Here is a 21,887-nt window from a genome sequence, read left to right on the forward strand (position 1 = left end):
AAATTTATTTATTTTTAATCCATTGAACTAGAGTTTTAACTCCAAAACCAGTTGCGCCTGAAGGATTAATCCCATTATTTTTATCAGTCCAACAAGTGCCAGCTATATCAATATGAGCCCATTTTATCTCTTTATCAAAGAATTCCTCTAAAAATAAAGCAGCAGTTATTGAACCACCTGCTCTGGGCCCTGTATTTTTCATGTCTGCTATATGAGACTTTAAACCTTCTTTATAGGATTTCTGTAAAGGCATTTGCCATAATTCTTCTCCAGCCTGAGTTGATGCAGTTTTTAGATCATCTGCTAGATCATCATTATTACTCCAGAATCCAGCTACATCATTCCCTAATGCAATAACAATTGCTCCTGTTAACGTAGCAAGATCTATAATTGAATCCGGTTTTAAATTTGATGCGTAAGTTAAAGCATCAGCCAATGTAAGCCTTCCCTCTGCATCAGTATTATTTATTTCAATTGTCTTACCATTTGATGCTTTAACTACGTCTCCTGGATGAACTGCAGATCCATTTATCATGTTTTCGCAAGCTGCCACAATAAAATGTATTTCTAATCCCTTTGGTTTTATAGCTCCAAGTGCTTTTGCCGCTCCTAAAACTGCTGCGCTGCCGCCCATGTCATATTTCATCATCTCAATTTGAGATGCTCCTACCTTCAGATTGTATCCTCCAGAATCAAAGGTTAAACCCTTCCCAACAAGAGCTATCTTTTCTTTAATAGGTCCATCTGCCTTTAAAGTAAGGTGTATAAATTTAGGTTTTAGATCAGAACCTTTTGCTACAGCTAAATATGCACCCATTCCTAAATCTTCACATTCTTTCGCATCTAAAATTTTTACTTCTAAATCATGTTCTTTTCCTATTTTGGAAGCTATTATAGACATTTCTTGGGGCGTAAGACTATTTGGAGGGGCCGCTACAAGTCTTCTGGCTAGTTCTACACCTTCACATATGTTTTCGGTCTCTTCAAAGCTAATATTCTTAAATTTATTTAAATTCAAAAACTCTATTTCATTAAGAACATTCTTTTCATCTTTTTTCTTATTGAATCTATTGTCCTTGTAAGCTGATAATCTTGCTGACTCAGCTAGATTATGTATTTCTAGTTTTGAATTTATTAATTCCCATGGCAACAAGATGCTTATTTTATCATTTTTATCAACAAGCTTTCTTACTAGATCTCCTAAGGAGTTTTTAATGAGGCCTTTATTCAGGTCTCCTGATTTGCCAAGGCCTATTATTATTAAAGTTTCTAATTTCTGATCTAAAAATTCAAAATCTAAAATTTCCCCTTTTTCTCCTTTAAATTTTTTTTTGGTAATTTTTTTTAGTAGTAACTGTGGGTCAAGCACGAATTTTATCTTTTCTACTTGGATTTCGATGTCTTCCTCTACAACTCCAAATATTAATGAATTACCATGCCAGTCATTTAGATCGTTTTGGAAAGTGGAAAATTGCATTGTTGAAATGGATTTAATTAACTTTTAGTTATTTGTGAAAGTAGTTGTCCACCTATCTCGGGTTTCTTTATTAAAAGGCGGCAACCATAAATATATCAGTTGCTGTTCTAATTTACGTCTTAATTTTACTTCTTTGGGTACATCTAGGTAGAAACGTATATCTTGGTGACTTGAGAGATTGTTATCAGCTAGGGCTTCTTTATAGTTAGTGAGGTAATTTTTACAGTCATGCTCTCCCTTCCATCTTTTATTAGCTGAATTTGTTTCTCCTATATAGAGTATTATTTTAGAATTTATCATTGTGTCAATTACAAAGTACATAGCTGGACCATTGTGTATATGTTGATTCGTTCTCCAGAAGTTCAATGATAAAGGCTGCAGAGAAAACGGATCAATTTTTTTTTCATAAGAAATTTTTTTAATAGGAAGAATTGTTTGTTGCATATTTTTATTTTGACTATCTTCCGAAATTTTGAGTTGGTGATTATGTATTTTTTTTCTCCATTCAGTTAAGGTCTCACCTTCTATTTTTAGATTATTTGTGTGTTGAAAATTAATTGATGTATTTGTATTTGAACCAAATAATTCAAATTGTCTATTTTGGTTTGAAATATTATTTATGTTGAAGTTTTCCAAAAATTCTGATTCATGTTTTCTAAATTTAATTCTGAATAAATATAAATCAGAGAATTATTTATAAACTTAAATTTTATTAATGCTTTAATAAATTTTTAAGATGATTTCGTTCTTTTAAATAATCTTTTGTCCTCGCGAAGTTAAACAATATAAATGGGATTTTATGAGTCTAAAAAAACTTATAAATTAATCTTTTTGTTTAAAAAATTTAGGTAGTACTTTCTACCTTTCAATTCTTGTTAATATAGATTAGTTTAGGATGACATAAGTTTAACTTCAATCCAAACCATATGGTGTCAAGGTGTGCAAAACATCAAAAGTTTCACCGTTGCAACAACTTATTTAAAACATGCAAATCAGGCAAGTCAGTTGTAATTTTGTTACTCAGAGATTAGAGGGAGGAACATAATCATGGGATTCTTCGAGTCAGACATCGTACAAGAAGAAGCTAAAAAGCTTTTTACTGATTACCAAGAACTTATGAAGCTTGGTTCTGATTATGGCAAATTTGATAGAGAAGGGAAAAAAATGTTTATAAAAAAAATGGAATCTCTCATGGATCGTTATAAGGTTTTTATGAAGAGATTTGAATTGTCTGAGGATTTTCAAGCAAAAATGACAGTAGAGCAATTAAAGACGCAGTTAAGCCAATTTGGTATTACGCCTGATCAGATGTTTGATCAGATGAATAAAACCTTAATTAGAATGAAGGATGAACTCGATAAAACTTCTTAAAGTTTACAATTAAAGCTTCATGTCCGATAAATTAATATTGCCAAAATGGATTTCGAGAGGAATCGAAGAATACTTTCCAATTAAGGGTACAAATCAAACTTTTGCAGAGATAATCGATGATGCCGAAAAAAACAATAGAAAATTAAGGATTAAACTCGGAATCGATCCGACTGGAACCGATATTCACCTCGGGCACAGTATATTGTTTAAAAAACTTAGGGCATTTCAAGATAACGGACATATTGCAGTTTTAATTATTGGCGATTTTACTGCTCAAATAGGAGACCCAACTGGAAAAAATAAAACAAGAGTTCAGTTATCTGAAAAACAGGTTAAGGAAAATGCAAAAACATACTTAACCCAACTAGGGATGGGGAAACCATCTAATGAATCTATTTTAGATTTTGATTCAAAAGATAGAATTGAAATTAGATATAACAGTGAGTGGTTAAAAGAATTAAATCTTAATTCGATAATTGAATTGATGGGGAGTGCAACGGTTAGTCAAATGCTAGCTAAGGAGGACTTTAATAAAAGGTATAATGCACAAGTTCCAATTGCTTTGCATGAATTTTTATATCCACTATTACAAGGTTTTGATTCGGTAGCAGTTCAATCAGATATCGAGCTTGGTGGCACAGATCAGAAATTTAATATTGCAATAGGTAGGGATCTTCAAAGGCATTTTAAACAAAAACCTCAATACGGCATTCTGTTACCAATTTTGACAGGTTTAGATGGAATTAAGAAGATGAGTAAATCTGAATTTAATACTGTAGGTTTGAGCGAAGATTCTCTTTCAATGTATTCAAAATTAGAAAAAGTTCCTGATAATATAATTCCTACATATTTTGAATTACTTACAGAATTAGATTTAAATATTCTCAAGGACGAAAATCCTCGCGAGTTGCAGAGAAGAATGGCTTTGGAGGTTACTTCTTTATTCCACGGCGCTGAAGAAGCATTAAAAGCACAATCAAACTGCGAGAAATTGTTTCTTGGACATAAAGAGAAAGTTGGAGACATCCCAGAGATTTCATTAAAAGAAATAGTTTTCCCCGTTAAATTTTTTTACTTACTGAGTGCTTTAGAGTTATTTAAATCTAGCAGTGAATCCAAAAGATCTATTAAAGGTGGCGGTGTAAAGATTGATAGCCAGAAAGTAATCAACCCTGATCTAGTTTTTGACTCTAAAAAAGATTTAGAGGGTAAAATTTTGCAAATTGGAAAAAAAATAATTAAGAGGTTTGAAAACTAATAAAGAAATGAATAACAGATTTAATTCGGGAGATAAGATAATATTGGCAATTGATGGCCTAGATGTAAGTCAAGCAAAATTACTTTTAGAAAAATGCCCTGATATTAAGTGGGTAAAAGTTGGTTTAGAGCTTTTTGTTAGAGAAGGCCCAAGAGTTATTGAACTATTGAAAGGTTTAAATAAAAATATTTTTTTGGACTTAAAGTTTCATGACATTCCAAATACTATGAGTGCAGCTTGTTATCAAGTTTCAAAATTAGGAGTTGATATAATTTCTGTTCATGCTTCGGCAGGTCTTAAGGCTCTGAAGGATTCGAAAAAAGCATCTTTAGAAGGAGCAACTTTATCTAATGTAAAAGTTCCATTAATTGTAGGCATCACTGTATTAACAAGTTTTTCTCTTAAAGATTTTCAAACTGATCTTGATAGGAATAATTCAATTGAGGATAATGTTTTGAGACTTGCAAAGTTGTCTTTTGATGCGGGATTAGATGGATGTGTCTGTTCCCCATGGGAGGCGAAAATGTTGAGATCAATCTATAAGGATAATTTTGAACTAATTACTCCAGGTATCAGGTTAAAGATTGAAAATAAAGATGATCAAAATAGAATTATGACTCCCTATGAAGCCATATATAATGGTGCTTCTAAATTGGTCATTGGTAGATCTATATCAAAAGCCACAGATCCTAATAAAGCTCTCACAGAAATATTTAAATCTATTAATTCTGGTTGATTTTAGATTCTTCTCCCTTAAGCAATCTTATTATGTTTGCTCTATGTTTCCAGATAACTAACAATGTCACAATTAAACTTATAAAAAAGTACGAGTCCATAAAATTATCGAGGTAAAAAAACATAAAAACAGGAAGTAAGATTGCAGCTGAAATACTGGATAAAGATACAAATTTAGTTTTTGCTAATACGATTAAAAAAATGCCAAGCGATGCCAATCCAACTTTCCAAGAAATAGCTAAAAACATACCTAATCCAGTCGCAACAGCTTTTCCTCCCTTCCCTTTAAGCCATATTGGCCATATATGACCTGTTATAGCGGATATGCCTGCCATTACTTCTATAAACCCTTGATCAGTAAAAGTTTGAGCAATTTTTACTGCAAAAAGACCCTTTCCAACGTCAATTATAAAAACAAAAAGTGCTGGCCATTTCCCTACATTTCTTAAGACATTTGTGGCACCTGTAGATCCAGAGCCTATAGTCCTGAGATCTATATTTTTGAGGTATTTCCCAATTAAAAAGCCTGTGGGAAGAGATCCTAAAAGATAACTTACAGAAATTATTAAAATATTCATAAGTATCAGTTTAGTTCAAGATCATCGTAAATTTCACTATCCGAACCAGCGAATGCAAGCCATAATGGGAATTGAAGTATTGGAATTTCAACAGATGTTTCTGCTGCATCAATAATAATAAATGGCAATTCTTCATTGGATTCTAATCTATCAGCTCTTTCGATAACTCCCTCAGGTCTTTCAAAAAGTACAATCCCACTATTAGGTCCAAAGTCATCTCTTGTAAGACCAAGTGAATCTTGAAGAATTCTTCTCCACTCTCCTAATCGTTCAGGCTGGGAAGCTAAGATAAGCGTCTGAAACTGATCTCCATATAATTCGCCAAGAATAGATATTAAACCAGCTGATAATAAGGCATTTTTTTGTCGAGATCCTCTACTTTCAAGAGAACCTCTCCCACCCATATTGAAGAACCAATCTTCCATGATTTCTATATCTGATGAATCAAGACTTCGTCTTAATTTCCATGGTTCAGCATAAAAATCAGGTTGTTCTGTAAAAGCTGAAAAGCAGCTTTTTATAATCTTTTCATCTGGCTTAAATGTTTCAGAGAGAGCAGGAACATTAACCGAATTATTTATGCTAATGTCCTGCTTTTTTTCATCAAGCGGAGATGGCTTTACAATTATTGGTTGAGAAACTAATTCAAGTTTCTCCACATTTTGTGAAAGGTTCTGCAAAGATCCCGTTAAATATTCTTGAAAGCCTTTAACTCTTTTAGCAATATTATCTGACTGTCCTTTAAAATTTGACTCAATATCTTTTTCTAGTTCATTTTTTTTTGTTTTTAATTCTTTTATTTCTTTAACTAAAGAGTCTTTTTTTGAAATGAGATCGCTAAAGATCTCATTAGAAATTTCATCAAAGGATTTAATTGACTTGTCGTTTTTTGAAGTATTTTTTCTATTTTGAGTTGACTTTTTCTTATTAATTTGATTTGTTTTATCATCTGAAATCGTCTTGTCTGGGATTAACTCCTTCTCAGGATGATTGTTTGAAATTTCTGTATTGGTCATTTAAATAATTTTGATGATTAAGCAAATACTGGATTTTAGGAATTTTTAATTTCTAAGGAGTCAACTTTTTTTAAAAGTTCATCTTTTAATTGCTTTGGATTAAATAATATTGGTAATAAATGGGGACTGGACTTTTCTCTAAAATAAAAAATACCCGGGATTACAGGAAAAAAGAATTTCCAAGATATCCAGTTCTTGAATGGGAAAGTTCTAATCTCTTTTCCTAGTTGTAAAACGACAAAATCATCACTTGTTATTTTTATTCTTAGGGTAAATGATTGCAGTAATAAAAAAAAGCTAAAAGATGCAGAAACTATTGTTGGCAAAGAACCAATATTCAAGAATAAAAGCATAAAACTTAAAACTATCAGAATAATTGGTAATTGAAATGATGGTGATATTATTACTGGCTCTTCTTTTTTTGATTTAGTGTTAATCATAGAATCATCCAAATAAAATTTGTGTTAGTAATACATCCATTAAAGATACAGTAACGAGAGTCATTACAACTGCCCCTGTAGTACTTGTTCCAACTTCTTTTGGACCACCTTTAGTTGTAAGTCCATATCCACAAGAAATAATTGAAATAAGTAATCCGAACACTACAGATTTTATTAACATTGAGTTTAAATCTGTATTTGTCAAACTTACATTACCTGATCTTACAGATGTCCAAAAAACTATTGGAGGAACGTTATAAAAAATTGTGCTCCAAATTTGTCCACTCCACAAAGCTACAGATAAAAACAAAAGACACTGTATCGGAGACATTATTACCATCGATAGTAACCTCGGGACTACCAAATATTGGACTGGTTCCGTTCTTAACATTGTTATAGCCTCAATTTGTTCTGTAACTTTCATAGTGCCTAGTTGAGCAGCATAAGCGGTAGCAACCTTCCCTGTCATTAAGGTAGCAGTTAGAAGGGGAGCCATTTCTCTTGCCATTCCTACTGCTAATAAACCTCCTATTTCACTTGAGACACCCATACTTGTAAGTTGTGATGCAACTTGAATATTAAAGACTGTACCTGCAGCAATTCCTGTAATTAAAACTATTAATAAACTTCCAGGTCCCGACTCCATTAGTTGCTCATAGAGATCATTTTTAGAAATCTTACCTCTAAAGATAAAATTAATTGCTTGCCCGCCAATGATTAAGCTGCTTAGAAGTCTTATAAAAAACTTAGGGTAATTCATATCTCTAGATTAGTTTGTAATTAATTCTTGATCCCATTTTCTCATAATTAATAGGCCCCAATAGACAAGAATTGAAGGTATTAATCCCATACAAATTCTTACAGTTATTAATGCGGAATCTGGTTGAGTGATGTCTAAAATTCCTTGACAGGCTGCTTGTTTGAAACCAGTAAGAGTTAGTAGATATCCAAATAATCCTACGCTTAAAGCTATACCAAGTTTTTGACATAAAACCATCCAAGCGGTGTAGATCCCTGCTGCTTTGTCTGGATCATGATCAATAGCATCTGGCAATAAAGACCAAGGTATTAAATATGCTGTTGATGCTCCAAATCCAACAAATAATATTGTTAGAAACAAAATTAACATTTTTATAGAATCTATATTGAAATTATTCATTTCAAAATTATTTGACAATGAAGGTAATATCATTGCGATCAAGCAACCACCAATCCATATAAATCCTCCTATTTTTAGTGCTTTAATTCTTCCATATCTATTGGAATAAAAACTCCAAACCTGCAATCCTAAAAGAGCACTGATTTGAAAAGGAATGATGATCCAAAAAGATATCCCTCTTGGTAAATTCATCACTTGTTGCAAATATATTAATGAAACTGTTTGCATTAACTGCAATCCGCACCAAAGCAGTAAATAGAGATAGATTACTTTTATAAAAATTTTATTATTGAAAATGCGCTTGAATTGATTTTTTATTGGTTGTATTTTATTAATGGGTTTTCTCGCATTTTTTGCAAATGGAGCTAAACCCCAAGTTGAAAGTAGAGTGATTAGTGCAACAATAGTACCAGATGTTCTTCCCATTGTTAGGTACCCAATATCCCCTTTCGTTAAGAATATTGCTCCTACAGTTAATCCCGATAAAGAAGCTAATATTGAACCAGTAAATCTCGCGGCGTTAAGTCTAGTTCTAATATTTTCGTCTTCACTAATTTCTGTTGCTAATGCTCCATAAGGAAGATTTACAGATGTATAAGCTGTCATGTACAAAATTGATGTACATATGTAGTAAAAAGTTTTTTCTTTTATGCTGTAATCATTGGGAATCCACCACATTGCAGCTAAAAAAATTCCTAATGGAAGTGATGCCCCAATCATCCAAGGTAGTCTTGGACCCCATCTTGATTGAGTATGGTCACTCATCCAACCAATCAAAGGATCATTAATTGCGTCCCAGAGCTTAATTGTCATCAAGATAGAACTTGCTACCCATGGGGGTAAACCTGCCGCACAAGTAAAGAAAGGGAAGAGGTAAAAACCAAATTGAGCATTAGCAAGTCCTGTCCCAGCATCACCAAGCCCATAGGAAAGCATTAATCTAGTTCTTGATCCAGTTATATTTTTTGAGTGTGAATTTTCCAATCTTTTTAAGTTGTTGATTGTTTGATAATGTATTATTGCAATTGTAATTCTATTACGTATTGCGGGCGTGGTTTAGTGGTAAAACCTCAGCCTTCCAAGCTGAAGATGCGGGTTCGATTCCCGCCGCCCGCTTTTAGAATATATTTTTCCTTCCTCCAAATAATTCTTCTGAAATAATTAAAAGAGAGCTTCTACTCTTTATTAAAACAGTTTTTTCATTAACAGTTTGGGGTTCAAAAATCTCAGACATGCTAGTATCAATTACTTTTAACCAATTATATTTACATTTTGGTAATGGGAAATCGATACTTTTTGAATATGCATTTAAACCTATCCATACAAGAGGATTAGTTTTGCCTTTATTAATGCTAAAAGCAACTGTGTGCGACCAACTACTCCAATCGGGGCTATCTAACTTTGTTCCATGCCAATGATATCTTGGAATATCTTCATGGTTTTGATTGTTAGGTAAGAATAATGGATTGAAAATTTTTATAAGTTTTTTTCGAATTTTTATAACGTACTTTAAATAGTTTAATAATTCTAAATCTTGTTGATTATGATCCCAATTCATCCAACCCAATAAGGTATTTTGGCACCAAGAATTATTATTGCCTCCTTGGGACCTTCCTATCTCATCTCCCATAAGTAGCATTGGAACACCTTTTGAAATAAGTAAACTAAGAAGAAGATTTTTTTGTTGTCTTTTTCTTAGGTCATTTATAAATGAATTTGTAGTTGGACCCTCTATCCCATGATTCCAGGAATTGTTATGGTTATCTCCATCTTTATTCTGTTCTTTGTTCGCGAAATTATGTTTTCTATTAAATGTTACTAAATCTTTGAGAGTGAATCCATCATGAGAAGTAATAAAATTTATAGATTTAGGAAATATATTATCTTGTTTATAAATAGATGGGCTACCTTTTATCTTATCGCTCATATTCCAAGCTGTATCTTTATCTCCTTTCCAAAATCTCCGTAAGTCATCTCTAAAGTGACCATTCCAAGTGAAAGTATTCCTAGATGGGAAATTACCCAATTTATATAGGCCACCACAATCCCATGGTTCACTTATCAATTTGATGTCAATAAGCTCTGGTTCACATTCTATATCTTCAAAAATTGGAGGATTATCTAGTGGCAAAAGATTTTCTCCTCTTGATAGTGCAATTCCTAAATCAAATCTAAAACCATCAACTCCTAATTCATTCGCCCAACATTTTAATGATTCAATTATTAGTTTTCTAACTAATCCTCTGTTTGCTGCAATAGTATTCCCACAACCAGATACGTCCTGATAATTTTTGTCTTTTCCAATAAAGTAATAAAGATTTTCATCTATCCCTTTCCAAGATATTGCAGGCCCTTGAGAATCTCCTTCAGATGTATGATTGTAAACAACATCTAAGATGACTTCAATTTCTGCATTATGACATTCCTCTACTAATTTTCTAAATTCCTCTCTATTTTTTTCTGCAGATTCATTCGACAAATATTCAAAGTGCGGCGTAAACCAATTGATTGGACTATAACCCCAAAAATTTTCTAGACCATCTGGAGCATCAGTGGGATCAAAAGAAAAAATTGGAAGTAATTCTATTGTTGTGATACCAAGTTCTTTGAGATATGGAATTTTTTTTAAAAATCTCTTAAAACAACTTTCATCTTTATCCGTTGATTCAGTGAAGGCTTTGATATGGAGTTCATAAATAATTGTTTCTTCCCAAGAATGTTTTGGTCTTGGATAATCTTTAAAATTAAATAATTTTCTATCGCAAACAACGCTTTTAAGACAAGAATTGGTATTTTCATGCTTTTCTAATGCATTTTCTCTCTTATAACTTCCCCATCCAGTAATACCCCTTGAACATGGATCAAGTAAAACTTTTTTTTCGTAGTTATTGTTGATTCCATTATTTTTTTGTTTTATTCTAAAAGCATAAATACAGCCTTCATTTAGATTCCTTATTTCAGCATGCCAATAGGGACCTGTATTATGCTTCCTATCTAGTTTTAATATATTTTTTGGGCAAATAGAGTCCTCTTTCTCAAACAATAAGATTTCTACATATTCTGCATTTGTTGCTATGAGGGAAAAATTCACTCCTTGTGAAGTTAGAGAACTGCCTAGAGGGAATGGTTTACCTTTATTAATATGAGTCACTGTCTACTTATCATTGATTAGTTAAATATGAGATAAATTTATTTAAATTAGTGATATTGGAATAATAGATGCAAAATTTAAAAAAAAACTCAAATTTAAGGTTTCACTAATCAACTTCTTTAAATCTTGAACTATATTAATTTTTAACTTATTGCAATTTGCCCATATATCTGTTCAGTGAATTAAACCATTTAGGAAGAAAGATTGATTAAAAAAAACAGATTTTTTTTATTTCAAAATACTAATTAAGCTTTTTCATGTGATGAGAAGGAAATATATCTGAAAGTTAATAAAAAATAATATAAAGTTCAAATTCTTAAATTCATTGCCTTTGGAATATTTTTTCTTTGATAAATGAAGTTAACTTTTTTAAGAATAAGGCTAGTATTACCAATGGATTTAGCTGTTTTCTAGGTGTAGAGCTAATGTTTAATATAAGAAAAATTTGCGACTATAAACATAAACAATACAGCTAAAAATGTCCCTAAAGTTTGTATAAAGCTTTGCGCCGCCGGGATTTTCGGTTGCCGTATTCGTATTTGCTCCATATGATGTGCAAGTTCGAGGTTATAGGCTTGATTAACACTCTTGTCTTTTTGAATCTCTGCTTTATAAACAATTCAATGAACAAAGCTGATTTAGTAAATCTTGTTGCTGCTCGTACCGAGCTCACAAAAACGGATGTTTCTTTAGTTGTTGATGCAGCTATTGAAACTATTGTTGATTCAGTAGTGGAAGGCAAAAAAGTCTCCATACTAGGATTTGGTTCTTTTGAACCAAGAGATCGTTCTGCAAGACAGGGATTAAACCCTAAGACAGGCGAAAAAATAGCAATACCTGCTAAAAGAGTTCCTACATTCTCAGCCGGTAAACTTTTTAAGGATAGAGTTCAAGGGTAATCTTTTTTAATCTAATTCTTCCCTTAATACTAAGATGCTCTTTTAGAGCATCTTTTTTATGTCTTAATAAGTAATGAAATTTTTAACTATTTTATTCCTGAAATATTTGTTATTCTCTAATTTCGTTTTAGCAGAGACAATACCAACAAAGTTCAAGGTTTTAAAACAATCGAGTGAATGTATTAAATATTCTCAAACCCAACAAGTATGTATAGAGTTAGTTTCTCAAATAGAAAAACTCCAATTATTAGTATTTGATCAAAATAGATTCAAATGTCAATCTAGTTTATTGGGATTACAGGCTGAACTTATTGAAGCTTATTTTCTGAAAAATTTATCCAAGAAAAGAACCTCATTTATGATTCCGTATGTGAATAAAAATTGTTAATTATTAAAATAATTTCTTTTTTTGGAATATTATAAATCTGATATTTAAGTTGTAATGGTTAAAGGTTTCTCTGAAAATGAAGGTAAGAATGAAGATCAAATAAAAGATTCAAAAAAAGAAAAAAAAGGATTAGCTTCTTTTCTTAAAGGCAAGAAATTTACTTACACCTTGCCAGGGAAAAAACAAATAAATATTTTTGGATCAATAGTACTAGGGTTGAATATGATTTTGTTGCTGTTAATTATCCTGTATCTAAATAATCAAAAATTCCACGATTTTATTTTTAATGTCGGCCGTTAACTATATTTTTTGATCGCAAATTTTTTCTAAAATGATATATTTAAATTTTAGAAATTCTTATGAAGTTAGTTAATTTGGTTTCTCAAGTATTTTTTTTGTTAGTACTTGTTTTTTTCTTGATATATTTTCTAACAGGTTATGGCTCTGCTTTTGAAGCGGATCAGTATTGCCATTCATATCTATCAAGTTTCGAAAACGTTTCTAGTAATTATGGTTGTGATCATGATACTGAAACACATCAGTGGATACTTTATGAGTCAAATGAAAACAAAGAACCTGCTAAGGTTATTAAGAAATTTAGGTACAAGTTTTTATAAATCAATTTTTTTAAAAATAAATTTTGCACATATGACTGAAAGTATCGCTGTAATTGCGAAAGTAAGATATTGATATAGGCTCCCTTCTAAATAAATTTTATTTGTATATAGAGGATAATCTATCAAAGAGCCTAAAGTCCCCCAAATTATTACCCATACAGAAATGTATAAGAATACTTTTATTGGATTAGATTTTTTTTCTTCCATTTTTAATTAATACCAAAGATTGAAGATGTAACGGGTCTGCCGCTAAAAACCAACTCTGTTAATATGAGCATCAAAAATCCGATCATTGCTGCTCTACCATTAACAAGCTCAGAACTATTATTAAATCCAAATACATTCTTTACTTCATCTCCCTGATTGTCTACCCAATTTGAGAATTCATTATTAGTTGATGATGTATTAGTAAAATCATTATCTTGATTTTCTATTGGAGAATTTTGTTCTTGCATAAAGTCTTTTTGTTTATATTAATATTTTTAAAACTAATTTATTATTAAATTAAACTCGAAACTATAAAAATTAAGATAAAAATTATTATCCATAAAAATTGTAATCTCAAAATTAATTGACAAATTAAGTTAATTTTCTCTCCAGTACAAATACCTCCATTTGCATTGATTATTGGCTTTTCAATAATTTCATTGTTATATACACTTTTTCCTCCCAATTTAATGTTAGAGATATAAGCAAATATAGCTTCTGAAATCCCAGAATTAGGCGAATCATACTTTTTGCCATCAAGATAACTTTTTTTTATGATTGATTTATAATCATTAACTTTAGAACCAACTATAGGTAATGTGATCAAAACTAATCTTGAAGGAATAAAAGTACAAATATCTTCAATTTTTGCACTAAAAAAACCTAAATATTTAAAGTAATCATATTTGTAACCTATCATTGAATCCAAAGTGCTTATAGCTTTATAAGAAAAACCAAGTGATAAAGGCCCTGGAAAGAAAATTGAAAACTTCATTAAAATAATTCCAATAAATATCCAAAATAAGGGTCCAAATATTCCATCAACAGAATTTTCAGTAAGACTCTCAGTACTTGATCTCAAAAGGTGTTCTATCGAAGATACTCTTACATCCCTACTTACTATTCTTTGCACTTTCTCTTTAATTATTTTTTCAATTTGGTAATTAATTTCTTTGTGTTCTATTAGCTCTGCAATCTCTTTCACACTCAAAATAAGGCTCTTAGTAGCGATGCAACTTGAAAGTCCTAAAAAAATTAATAATCCGCTCAAAGAATTATTTCTTGATTGCATATAACTGAGTTCTATAAATTTTCCTAAACTAAAACTAATTCCAATAGTAGATATAGCGACAATCAAACCACCCCAGAATAATATCTTTTTATTTTCTCCAAAATGATTTATGAGGTAATCAGATATTTTTTTTATATAAAAGCCAATTATTTGAACAGGGTGAATGAAGTTTCTTGGGTCACCGATCAATAAATCAAAACCAATAGATCCCAGAAATATTAAGAATAAATTTATTTCAGCCAACTGAACATAGAGCGCAGACCTTTACCTACTTTTTCAATTTCATGTTTTGAGTTCTCTTCTCTTAGTTTTGTCATTAAGGGTTTATTTTTATGGCATTCTTCTACAAAATTCTTAGCGAAAGTCCCATCTTGAATATCTTTTAGGATTTTCTTCATTTCTTTCTTTGTATCACTATTGATCAGTCTTTTGCCACTTACATAATCTCCATATTCTGCAGTATTTGAAATGGAATCTCTCATTTGAGATAAGCCTCCCTTTACCATTAGATCAACAATTAGTTTTACTTCATGTAAGCATTCGAAGTAAGCAAGTTCTGGTTGATATCCCGCCTCTACAAGAGTTTCAAATCCTGACTTGACTAGTTCAGATAAACCTCCGCATAAAACCGCTTGTTCGCCAAATAAATCAGTTTCTGTTTCTTCTTTGAAATTCGTCTCAAGTATCCCAGCTCTTGTCCCCCCAATACCTTTAGCGTAAGCCATGGCTAATGATCTCGCACTACCAGAGGAATCCTGCTCTACTGCGAATAATGCTGGAACTCCTTGACCATTCTGATATTCCCAACGAACAGTGTGCCCAGGTCCTTTTGGGGCAATCATTACAACATCTACAAAACTAGGAGGTTTGATAAGTTCAAATCTTATATTAAAGCCATGAGCGAAACTTAATATCTTTCCTTCTTTTAAGTTTGGTTCTATTTCTTTAAGGTAAACATCTTTTTGAAACTCATCGGGTAAGAGAATCATAATCCAGTCTGCTTTTTCGCAAGCTTCAGAAACACTAAAAACATTTAGACCATCGCTAATAGCTTTGCTTTCAGACTTACTTCCTTTGTATAATCCTACAATTACATCCATACCGCTATCTTTAAGATTTAGAGCATGTGCGTGACCTTGTGAACCATATCCTATTATTGCAATTGTTTTATTATTTAAAAGACTTAGATCGGCATCTGTGTCGTAAAAGAGTTGGGTCATTAGTTGTAAATACTTAACATTTGATAATTAGTATTTTAGACATTAAATCTGTAAATAAACCAATAAATTATTAATTTAAAAATTAATATTAAAATATATAATTTAGAAAAATTAAGACTGATTCGCTTCGCTTGGATGTGTGATTACTCTATCAATTAAGCCATAGTTTTTTGCTTCTTCTGCGCTTAGAAAATAATCTCTATCTGTATCCTTTTCGATTTTCTCAAATGATTGACCTGTCATGTCCGCCATAGACATATTTAACATGTCTTTAATTCTTAAAATTTCCTTAGCTTCTATTTCAATATCACTGGCTTGTCGCTGAGATGTTCCTCCAAGGGGTTGATGAATCATTATTCTGCTGTGCGGTAAAGCAACTCTTTTGCCTTTTGTTCCAGCGGCTAATAGGAATGCCCCCATTGAGGCTGCTAGGCCTACACATATTGTTACTACATCACTTTTAACGTATTTAATTGTGTCGTATATAGCCAAGCCAGCTGTTACTGATCCTCCTGGACTATTTATATATAAATAGATAGGTTTAGTATTATCATCAGAATCAAGATAAAGCATTTGAGCTACGAGGCTATTAGCAATAGCATCATTAACTTCTTGACCAAGAAAAAGAATTCTTTCAACACCTAGTCTGGTATATATGTCAACCCATCTTTCATATTGACTTCCTGGAAGTCTGTAAGGTACGCTTGGAGTTCCTATTGGCATGATTTTAAGTAGTTGTTTGTGAGAGTTAAATTTTATTTGGTAAATCTTTTTGGCTTGTGAGTATTCTATCGATCACTCCATAATCTAAGGCTTCTTGAGGGTTGAGATAACTCATCCTGTCTGAGTCTTTAGAGAGTTCTTCAACTTTCTTACCAGTATTGTGAGATAGAATTTCTAGCATTGATTTTTTATTTTTCAAAACTTCCTCGGCTCTTATTTGAATATCGGTTGCTTGCCCTCTTGCTCCGCTTATCGGCTGATGTAAAACAATTGAGGCGTGAGGCAGAGCGGCTCTTTGCCCCTTTGTGCCAGATGAAAGGATAACTGCAGCTGTACCCATTGCTTGTCCTATACAGATTGTATGGACTGGGGGCTTAATGTAGCTTATCGTATCGCAGATGGCGAAAGCTTCTGTTTCGAAACCAACTGCGTCACCAGTGTACCAACTTGTCCCTGTTGAATTTATATAAAAATAGATAGGTTTTTCAGGATCTTCAAACTCCAGATAAAGAAGCTGAGCAATTATTAGCTCAGTAACATCCATTCCTAGTTGTCTTTTTGCATCATCATCAGAAAATAATGGTAAACCAAGGTAGACAATTCTCTCTTTGAGTAATAGAGAGGGCAGATCAGGGGGTGGAGTCCTCATGACGGTGTTTTCGCCGTAATAAGGAGCAGATACAGTCATTTGTATCACAAAATTAAGATTGTTTTGATTCTAGCTAGATTTAGCCCCGTGTCGCTGGTGATTTAAAAGATTTGTTTGACTCAGGATTATTTGTAAGTTTTCCGAAGACCATTCTTCCAGTGGGAGTTTGTAGTGCTCCTGTGATAATTATATCTAATCTGCTCCCCACAAAATTCTTTGCTTCATCAATAACAACCATTGTTCCGTCATCTAAATATCCAATACCTTGCATTTTTTCTTTGCCTTCTCTTACGATTTTTATATTAAGTGATTCTCCTGGCTGTACTTCTGGTCTAAGTGCAATAACTAAATCACTCAAATTCATAACTTTTAATTCTTTAACTTCCGCAATCTGAGAGAGATTATAATCAGCCGTAATTAAAGTTCCTGTCATATCTTCAGTGATTTTCAAGAGTTTTTCATCTACGCCATTACCTTCGTACCTTGTTGGGTTTATTACAAGTCTTCTCCCGTATAAATCTCTTAATTCTTTTAATAATTTTAGACCTCTTCTGCCCTTTGATCTTTTTTCATTACTGCTTGAGTCGGCTAAAGTTTGTAATTCATCAATTACACTTTGAGCAACGATTAATTGTCCTTCCAAAAGGCCACAGCTTAATAAGCCATTTATTCTGCCATCAATAATTACACTTGTATCTAGAATCTTTGGACTTGCAGCAGGGAGTATTCCTTCATTAACTAGATATGCATCGGTATTATTTGGATTGAATAATCTCAATAATGTCCTGCCATGAGTATCAGCTAACTTATAACCTAGTACTCCAAAGAAAATATTGCTTAATATAGCTGATAAGGGTTTTGCAAAAAAGACTTCTCTAGGAAAGGGAATTAATAATATTGGAGCAAGCAAAAGATTCGCTACTAGTAATCCTAAAATTAAGCCAACTGACCTACTTATTAATAAATCCGTAGGCATTGTCCTTATTTGATCAAGAAACGTCTTCCTAAGTTGAAGGAATACAAAACCAGCTGCTAAACCTATAAACAAACCTATTATTGCTAAAACAATCCTAAAACCTTCTACATTAGACACCTGTTTGAGGACGTCTACTGGCAATAAATCAACCCCAAGCCATCCTGAAGCCGCGCCAGACAATACAAATAAAATTAATACTAAGATATCTGTCATATCTATAATCTACTAGGATTTACTTATTGAGTAAATAAGGATTTTATTTTTTTCGTTCCTTGATACTGTTTTGGGGTTTAAAAATGTATTTAGATTATGAATAAGTTTCCAAGAAGTGCTTATGTACACATCCCTTTTTGCCATAGAAGGTGCTTTTATTGTGATTTTGCAGTAATTCCACTAGGAAATAAAATAGAAACTTTAGAAGGATATGGAAGCAAAACTGTTAAAGAATACTTGCATTTTTTGCACAAAGAAATATTGTCAATTAAGCATAAATCCCCACTTTCGACAATTTATATAGGTGGTGGTACACCATCAATTTTGGATCCCCAACAAATTAAAGAGTTAATTGATCTTTTTAAAGAAAATTATGGAGTTGACTATGGCGCTGAAATCACTATGGAAGTTGACCCTGCAAGTTTTTGTTTAGATGATCTTTATGGATTCATAAATGCTGGGATAAATAGATTTAGTCTGGGAGTGCAAAGTTTCAATAATCAGATACTTCAAAATTCTGGAAGAAGGCATATGAGAGAAGATGCTGAAAAATCTTGTTTATGGTTAGGGAAAGTATATGATTCTGGATTAATAAAAAGCTGGAGCTTAGACTTAATTCAAAACTTACCACTTAGTGGATTTATTGAATGGCAAGAAGACTTAAAAAAGACAATAAAGTTTTCTCCGCCGCATATATCCATATATGATTTAAATATTGAAAATGGAACTGTTTTTAAAAAATTAGCTAATTTAGGAAAATTAAAACTTCCAAGTGATGAAGAGGCTTTTAGAAATAGTGAATCAACTAATTTAATATTAAAAAAATCAGGTTACTCAAGATATGAAATTTCAAACTATTGTCTTCCGAGGCATCAATCGAGACATAATAGAGTTTATTGGAGTGGTTTAGGCTGGTGGAGTTTTGGTCAGGGTTCTACTAGTTCTCCTTGGGGAGAAAAGTTAACTAGACCTAGAGTTAGTAAGGAATATAAAGAATGGGTAATTAACCAATATGAACTTAATTTGGATGTGTCCCTTATTAATAATGATTTTGTTTATAAAGAACTAGATGAGAAAATAATGTTGGGATTGAGACTTAAAGAGGGTATAGATATTTATAAATTGTTTAAAGAACAAAACTGGGAAAATAAAAAATTTGAAAGCAAATTTATTAAGTTGCTTGAAGAATGGGAAAGATTTCTTGAAAGCGGACTATTAGTGAGAAAGGGGAAAAGATTCTTTTTAAGTGATCCAAAAGGAATGGAGTTAAGCAATCAAATTCTTATTTCTATGTTTAAGTGGTGGGATAAGGTGAATTAAGACTAACTATATTCTTGAGGTCATAGCTAAAAAAATAGTTATTAATGGTTTTATCTCGATTTGAGATAATAAAATAAATCCCCTTAAAAACTTCCTTAAAAAAATAAGGGAAAGCAAATCCCTGAGATGAAAATGGTTGAATTTCGATCTAAATTAAAGGGTATAAAAATCCTCTTTTTCAATGTCTATTAATACATTCCTCTTGTTGTTATTAGTTATCGCAAACTACACAAACTTATTTTTAAATATCAAAAATAGGAAAAAATGAATCTCTTTCAAAATTAGCCATTTCTATAATGACTGTAGTAAAAACCTAATTCTCATGGGATTTTGCTTGATGTCAGAATATATGTGGTTAGTTAAGTCTTTCTGAGGCTACCCATTTTTTTAGTTTATCCTTAAATAAGTCCTTCCCCTGAATAATCGGTTGGCAAAATGGTGGTTGATCATCATTAAGGCCTAATAAATCTGCAGTAACTCTTACTTGCCCATCGCAATAATTACCTGCACCAATGCCTATTGTGGGAATTTTTAAGTTATTTTGTATTTCTTTTGCAAGTAATTCAGGAATATGTTCAAGAACTATTGAAAAACATCCTAATTTTTCAAGAATTGAAGCCTCTCTTTTGATTTTTTCTTGGCTTTCTAAACTTTCTCCTTGTTTCTTTAATCCGAGTTTTAAATAGCTTTGTGGTGTAAGTCCTATATGACCCATAACAGGGATTCCCATTCTTATTAATCTTGAAATGACTTTTTGTATTTCAGGTTCAGCGCCTTCAACTTTTACAGCTTTTGCATAAGTGCTTTGAATTATTTTCCCTGCATACTCCACAGCTTTATCCTCCCCACATTGGTAAGTCAAAAAAGGCATATCGCAAACAAGCAAAGGTTGTTCTTCGATTTTATTCTTAAATCCTCTCGATACAGCATTAGTATGATAAATTATGTTTTCTAAAGTTAAGGGCAATGTCGATTTGTATCCTAAACAGACCATCGCTAGAGAATCTCCTACTAAGACGAGGTCAACATTAGCTTGTTCTGCAATAGATCCTGATATAGAGTCCCATGCAGTTAATGCAATAATCTTTTGAGATTTTTCTTTATACTTAATCAGTTCTGAAGGTAACATAAGTATTGTAAGTATCTTTTTTAATCAAGAATTGCTAATATATCATTGACTCGGCCTTTCGCGGTTTTAACACCTAAACCTGGTCAGGACCGGAAGGTAGCAGCCACAAGGGATGCTTGAGGCAGGCGAGATAACCGAGTCACTCTATTTTACCTATTAATTTATATCTTTTTTATTTTGCCTTAATCTCAAAAACTCAGGAATATTTGCACCTGTGTCTTTCTTCTCGGAAACGTTATAAAAAGATTGATTAGTTAATCTGTTTTTAATTCTTTGTTGCTTCAATGTTTGGTTTGTATCAAAGCCTGTTGCAATGACTGTAACTTGTATCTCACCTTCCATCTCTTCATTAACCGCTTGACCTACAATTATATTTGCATCTTGATCTACGACATCACTAATTACATCTCCGACTGAGTTGACATCGTCAAGGGTTAAATCTCTCCCCCCAGTGATATTTACAAGGCAACCTTTTGCTCCATCAATTCTTCCTGCTTCTAGTAATGGACTATTGATTGCAGCTTGAGCAGCCTCTATAGCTCTAGATCGACCAGATCCAACACCTACACCAAGAAGAGCTGTACCAGCTTCAGTCATGACTGATCTCACATCAGCAAAATCAAGATTAACCTCGCCAGGGCGTGTAATTACTTCACTTATACCTTGAACTCCCATTCTTAAAACATCATCTGCATTCCTGAACGCTTCTTGAATAGAGGCACCTGCAGAAACTTCTTTTAAACGATCATTTGGTATGACAATAAGAGTATCAACATTTTCTGCCAATCTTTCAATCCCTTCTTCTGCTTGACGCATTCTCCTTTTGCCTTCGAAAGAAAAAGGTTTAGTTACGATACCAATTGTTAACGCACCACTTTGCTTAGCAACTTCAGCAACAACTGGAGCTGCTCCTGTGCCAGTACCTCCACCCATTCCTGCTGCTATAAAAACCAAGTCGGACCCCTCTAGTGATTGTTGTAGCTCCTCTCTTGATTCTTCTGCAGCCTTTTGACCAATACTTGGATTGCCTCCAGCTCCAAGCCCTCTTGTTAAGTTCTGACCTAATTGAATTCTTCTTTCTGCAGAAGACTGCAGTAAGGCTTGCGCATCAGTATTAAGAACTCTGAATGAAACGCCTTCAAGGTCACTATCAATCATCCTGTTTACAGCATTACTTCCACCACCCCCAACGCCAATTACTTCTATTTTGGCATTCTGACTTGGTAGGATGTCTTTTGATTGATCAAAGTTTGGAATGTTACCTAAGCTCATCTCTTAATAGGATCTAA

The 21,887-nt window shown here is 32.5% G+C and carries 25 protein-coding genes, 1 tRNA gene and 1 other RNA gene; 10 read left to right on the forward strand and 17 right to left on the reverse strand.

The window, feature by feature from the left end; translation table 11 throughout:
* Positions 1–4: 4 nt before the first annotated feature.
* Together EU92_RS07145 and EU92_RS07140 are read right to left on the reverse strand one after the other, a co-directional pair.
* A complete protein-coding gene (locus tag EU92_RS07145; protein ID WP_032513136.1) occupies positions 5–1,477 on the reverse strand; it encodes a leucyl aminopeptidase in 1,473 nt (490 codons plus the stop codon).
* Between the two features lie 24 nt (positions 1,478–1,501).
* Positions 1,502–2,113 (reverse strand): hypothetical protein, encoded by a 612-nt coding sequence (locus tag EU92_RS07140; protein ID WP_032513135.1) that lies wholly within the window; start codon positions 2,111–2,113, stop codon positions 1,502–1,504.
* Positions 2,114–2,524: 411 nt separating this feature from the next.
* Here EU92_RS07140 and EU92_RS07135 point away from each other — a divergent pair, with 411 nt between their 5' ends.
* From EU92_RS07135 to pyrF, 3 genes are read left to right on the forward strand one after another with little or no spacing between them, the layout of a single operon-like run.
* On the forward strand, positions 2,525–2,848 hold the full coding sequence (locus EU92_RS07135) for a DUF1825 family protein (protein ID WP_002807348.1): 324 nt from the start codon (positions 2,525–2,527) through the stop codon (positions 2,846–2,848).
* 19 nt (positions 2,849–2,867) lie between these two features.
* Complete coding sequence (tyrS, locus tag EU92_RS07130; RefSeq protein ID WP_032513134.1) at positions 2,868–4,106, forward strand: tyrosine--tRNA ligase; 1,239 nt, start codon at positions 2,868–2,870, stop codon at positions 4,104–4,106.
* Positions 4,107–4,113: 7 nt separating this feature from the next.
* The gene (gene pyrF, locus EU92_RS07125; RefSeq protein ID WP_032513188.1) at positions 4,114–4,842 is read left to right on the forward strand and encodes an orotidine-5'-phosphate decarboxylase; all 729 of its coding nucleotides are present in this window, start codon (positions 4,114–4,116) and stop codon (positions 4,840–4,842) included.
* On the opposite strand, the gene plsY is transcribed toward pyrF, so the two are convergent.
* From plsY to EU92_RS07105, 5 genes are read right to left on the reverse strand one after another with little or no spacing between them, the layout of a single operon-like run.
* Entirely contained in the window at positions 4,829–5,419 is a 591-nt protein-coding gene (gene plsY / locus EU92_RS07120; protein ID WP_032513133.1) for a glycerol-3-phosphate 1-O-acyltransferase PlsY, read from the reverse strand. The genes pyrF and plsY overlap by 14 nt on opposite strands.
* A gap of 5 nt (positions 5,420–5,424) precedes the next feature.
* On the reverse strand, positions 5,425–6,435 hold the full coding sequence (locus tag EU92_RS07115) for a DUF3086 domain-containing protein (RefSeq protein ID WP_032513132.1): 1,011 nt from the start codon (positions 6,433–6,435) through the stop codon (positions 5,425–5,427).
* Positions 6,436–6,470: 35 nt separating this feature from the next.
* Entirely contained in the window at positions 6,471–6,875 is a 405-nt protein-coding gene (locus tag EU92_RS0108805) for a DUF3119 family protein (protein ID WP_032513187.1), read from the reverse strand.
* Positions 6,876–6,879: 4 nt separating this feature from the next.
* Entirely contained in the window at positions 6,880–7,635 is a 756-nt protein-coding gene (locus EU92_RS07110; RefSeq protein WP_032513131.1) for an MlaE family ABC transporter permease, read from the reverse strand.
* 9 nt (positions 7,636–7,644) lie between these two features.
* Positions 7,645–8,970, reverse strand: a complete 1,326-nt coding sequence (locus EU92_RS07105) for an MFS transporter (RefSeq protein WP_032513186.1) — start codon at positions 8,968–8,970, stop codon at positions 7,645–7,647.
* A gap of 109 nt (positions 8,971–9,079) precedes the next feature.
* Between EU92_RS07105 and EU92_RS07100 the strand changes: the two genes are divergently transcribed.
* Positions 9,080–9,150, forward strand: a tRNA-Gly gene (locus EU92_RS07100).
* 1 nt (position 9,151) lies between these two features.
* Here EU92_RS07100 and EU92_RS07095 read toward each other — a convergent pair.
* A complete protein-coding gene (locus tag EU92_RS07095; protein WP_032513130.1) occupies positions 9,152–11,185 on the reverse strand; it encodes a glycogen debranching protein in 2,034 nt (677 codons plus the stop codon).
* Between the two features lie 623 nt (positions 11,186–11,808).
* On the opposite strand from EU92_RS07095, the gene EU92_RS07090 reads away from it, so the two are divergent.
* From EU92_RS07090 to EU92_RS0108810, 4 genes are all read left to right on the forward strand, one after another.
* Positions 11,809–12,084, forward strand: coding sequence for an HU family DNA-binding protein (locus EU92_RS07090; RefSeq protein WP_011132955.1), 276 nt, complete (start codon positions 11,809–11,811; stop codon positions 12,082–12,084).
* Positions 12,085–12,157: 73 nt separating this feature from the next.
* Positions 12,158–12,472, forward strand: a complete 315-nt coding sequence (locus EU92_RS07085; protein ID WP_032513128.1) for a hypothetical protein — start codon at positions 12,158–12,160, stop codon at positions 12,470–12,472.
* A gap of 54 nt (positions 12,473–12,526) precedes the next feature.
* Positions 12,527–12,772, forward strand: a complete 246-nt coding sequence (locus EU92_RS07080; RefSeq protein ID WP_032513126.1) for a hypothetical protein — start codon at positions 12,527–12,529, stop codon at positions 12,770–12,772.
* A gap of 59 nt (positions 12,773–12,831) precedes the next feature.
* The gene (locus EU92_RS0108810; protein WP_052045053.1) at positions 12,832–13,089 is read left to right on the forward strand and encodes a hypothetical protein; all 258 of its coding nucleotides are present in this window, start codon (positions 12,832–12,834) and stop codon (positions 13,087–13,089) included.
* Here EU92_RS0108810 and EU92_RS07075 read toward each other — a convergent pair.
* The 7 genes from EU92_RS07075 to EU92_RS07045 form a co-directional block, all read right to left on the reverse strand.
* On the reverse strand, positions 13,084–13,296 hold the full coding sequence (locus tag EU92_RS07075; protein WP_032513124.1) for a hypothetical protein: 213 nt from the start codon (positions 13,294–13,296) through the stop codon (positions 13,084–13,086). The genes EU92_RS0108810 and EU92_RS07075 overlap by 6 nt on opposite strands.
* Positions 13,297–13,298: 2 nt before the next feature.
* Positions 13,299–13,544 carry a chlorophyll a/b-binding protein gene (locus EU92_RS07070; RefSeq protein ID WP_032513122.1) on the reverse strand — a complete coding sequence of 82 codons (246 nt, stop codon included), beginning with the start codon at positions 13,542–13,544 and terminating at the stop codon, positions 13,299–13,301.
* Positions 13,545–13,588: 44 nt separating this feature from the next.
* Positions 13,589–14,611, reverse strand: coding sequence for an adenosylcobinamide-phosphate synthase CbiB (gene cbiB, locus EU92_RS07065; RefSeq protein WP_032513121.1), 1,023 nt, complete (start codon positions 14,609–14,611; stop codon positions 13,589–13,591).
* The gene (gene ilvC, locus EU92_RS07060; RefSeq protein WP_032513119.1) at positions 14,599–15,588 is read right to left on the reverse strand and encodes a ketol-acid reductoisomerase; all 990 of its coding nucleotides are present in this window, start codon (positions 15,586–15,588) and stop codon (positions 14,599–14,601) included. Before ilvC ends, cbiB begins: the two co-directional genes overlap by 13 nt.
* A gap of 111 nt (positions 15,589–15,699) precedes the next feature.
* Positions 15,700–16,311 (reverse strand): ATP-dependent Clp protease proteolytic subunit, encoded by a 612-nt coding sequence (locus EU92_RS07055; RefSeq protein WP_032513117.1) that lies wholly within the window; start codon positions 16,309–16,311, stop codon positions 15,700–15,702.
* Between the two features lie 25 nt (positions 16,312–16,336).
* Positions 16,337–16,999, reverse strand: coding sequence for an ATP-dependent Clp protease proteolytic subunit (locus tag EU92_RS07050; protein WP_032513115.1), 663 nt, complete (start codon positions 16,997–16,999; stop codon positions 16,337–16,339).
* A 40-nt stretch (positions 17,000–17,039) separates the two neighbouring features.
* The gene (locus EU92_RS07045; protein ID WP_032513114.1) at positions 17,040–18,149 is read right to left on the reverse strand and encodes a PIN/TRAM domain-containing protein; all 1,110 of its coding nucleotides are present in this window, start codon (positions 18,147–18,149) and stop codon (positions 17,040–17,042) included.
* 96 nt (positions 18,150–18,245) lie between these two features.
* On the opposite strand from EU92_RS07045, the gene hemW reads away from it, so the two are divergent.
* The gene (hemW, locus tag EU92_RS07040; RefSeq protein ID WP_032513112.1) at positions 18,246–19,469 is read left to right on the forward strand and encodes a radical SAM family heme chaperone HemW; all 1,224 of its coding nucleotides are present in this window, start codon (positions 18,246–18,248) and stop codon (positions 19,467–19,469) included.
* Between the two features lie 355 nt (positions 19,470–19,824).
* On the opposite strand, the gene panB is transcribed toward hemW, so the two are convergent.
* Positions 19,825–20,598, reverse strand: coding sequence for a 3-methyl-2-oxobutanoate hydroxymethyltransferase (gene panB, locus EU92_RS07035; protein ID WP_032523516.1), 774 nt, complete (start codon positions 20,596–20,598; stop codon positions 19,825–19,827).
* A 47-nt stretch (positions 20,599–20,645) separates the two neighbouring features.
* On the opposite strand from panB, the gene ffs reads away from it, so the two are divergent.
* Positions 20,646–20,742, forward strand: an RNA gene (ffs, locus tag EU92_RS09460) — signal recognition particle sRNA small type.
* A gap of 12 nt (positions 20,743–20,754) precedes the next feature.
* Here ffs and ftsZ read toward each other — a convergent pair.
* Positions 20,755–21,870, reverse strand: coding sequence for a cell division protein FtsZ (ftsZ, locus tag EU92_RS07030; protein ID WP_032513110.1), 1,116 nt, complete (start codon positions 21,868–21,870; stop codon positions 20,755–20,757).
* Positions 21,871–21,887 lie beyond the last annotated feature (17 nt).

Origin of the sequence: Prochlorococcus marinus str. MIT 9107 (assembly GCF_000759855.1) — a bacterium.
Taxonomy (GTDB): domain Bacteria; phylum Cyanobacteriota; class Cyanobacteriia; order PCC-6307; family Cyanobiaceae; genus Prochlorococcus_A; species Prochlorococcus_A marinus_N.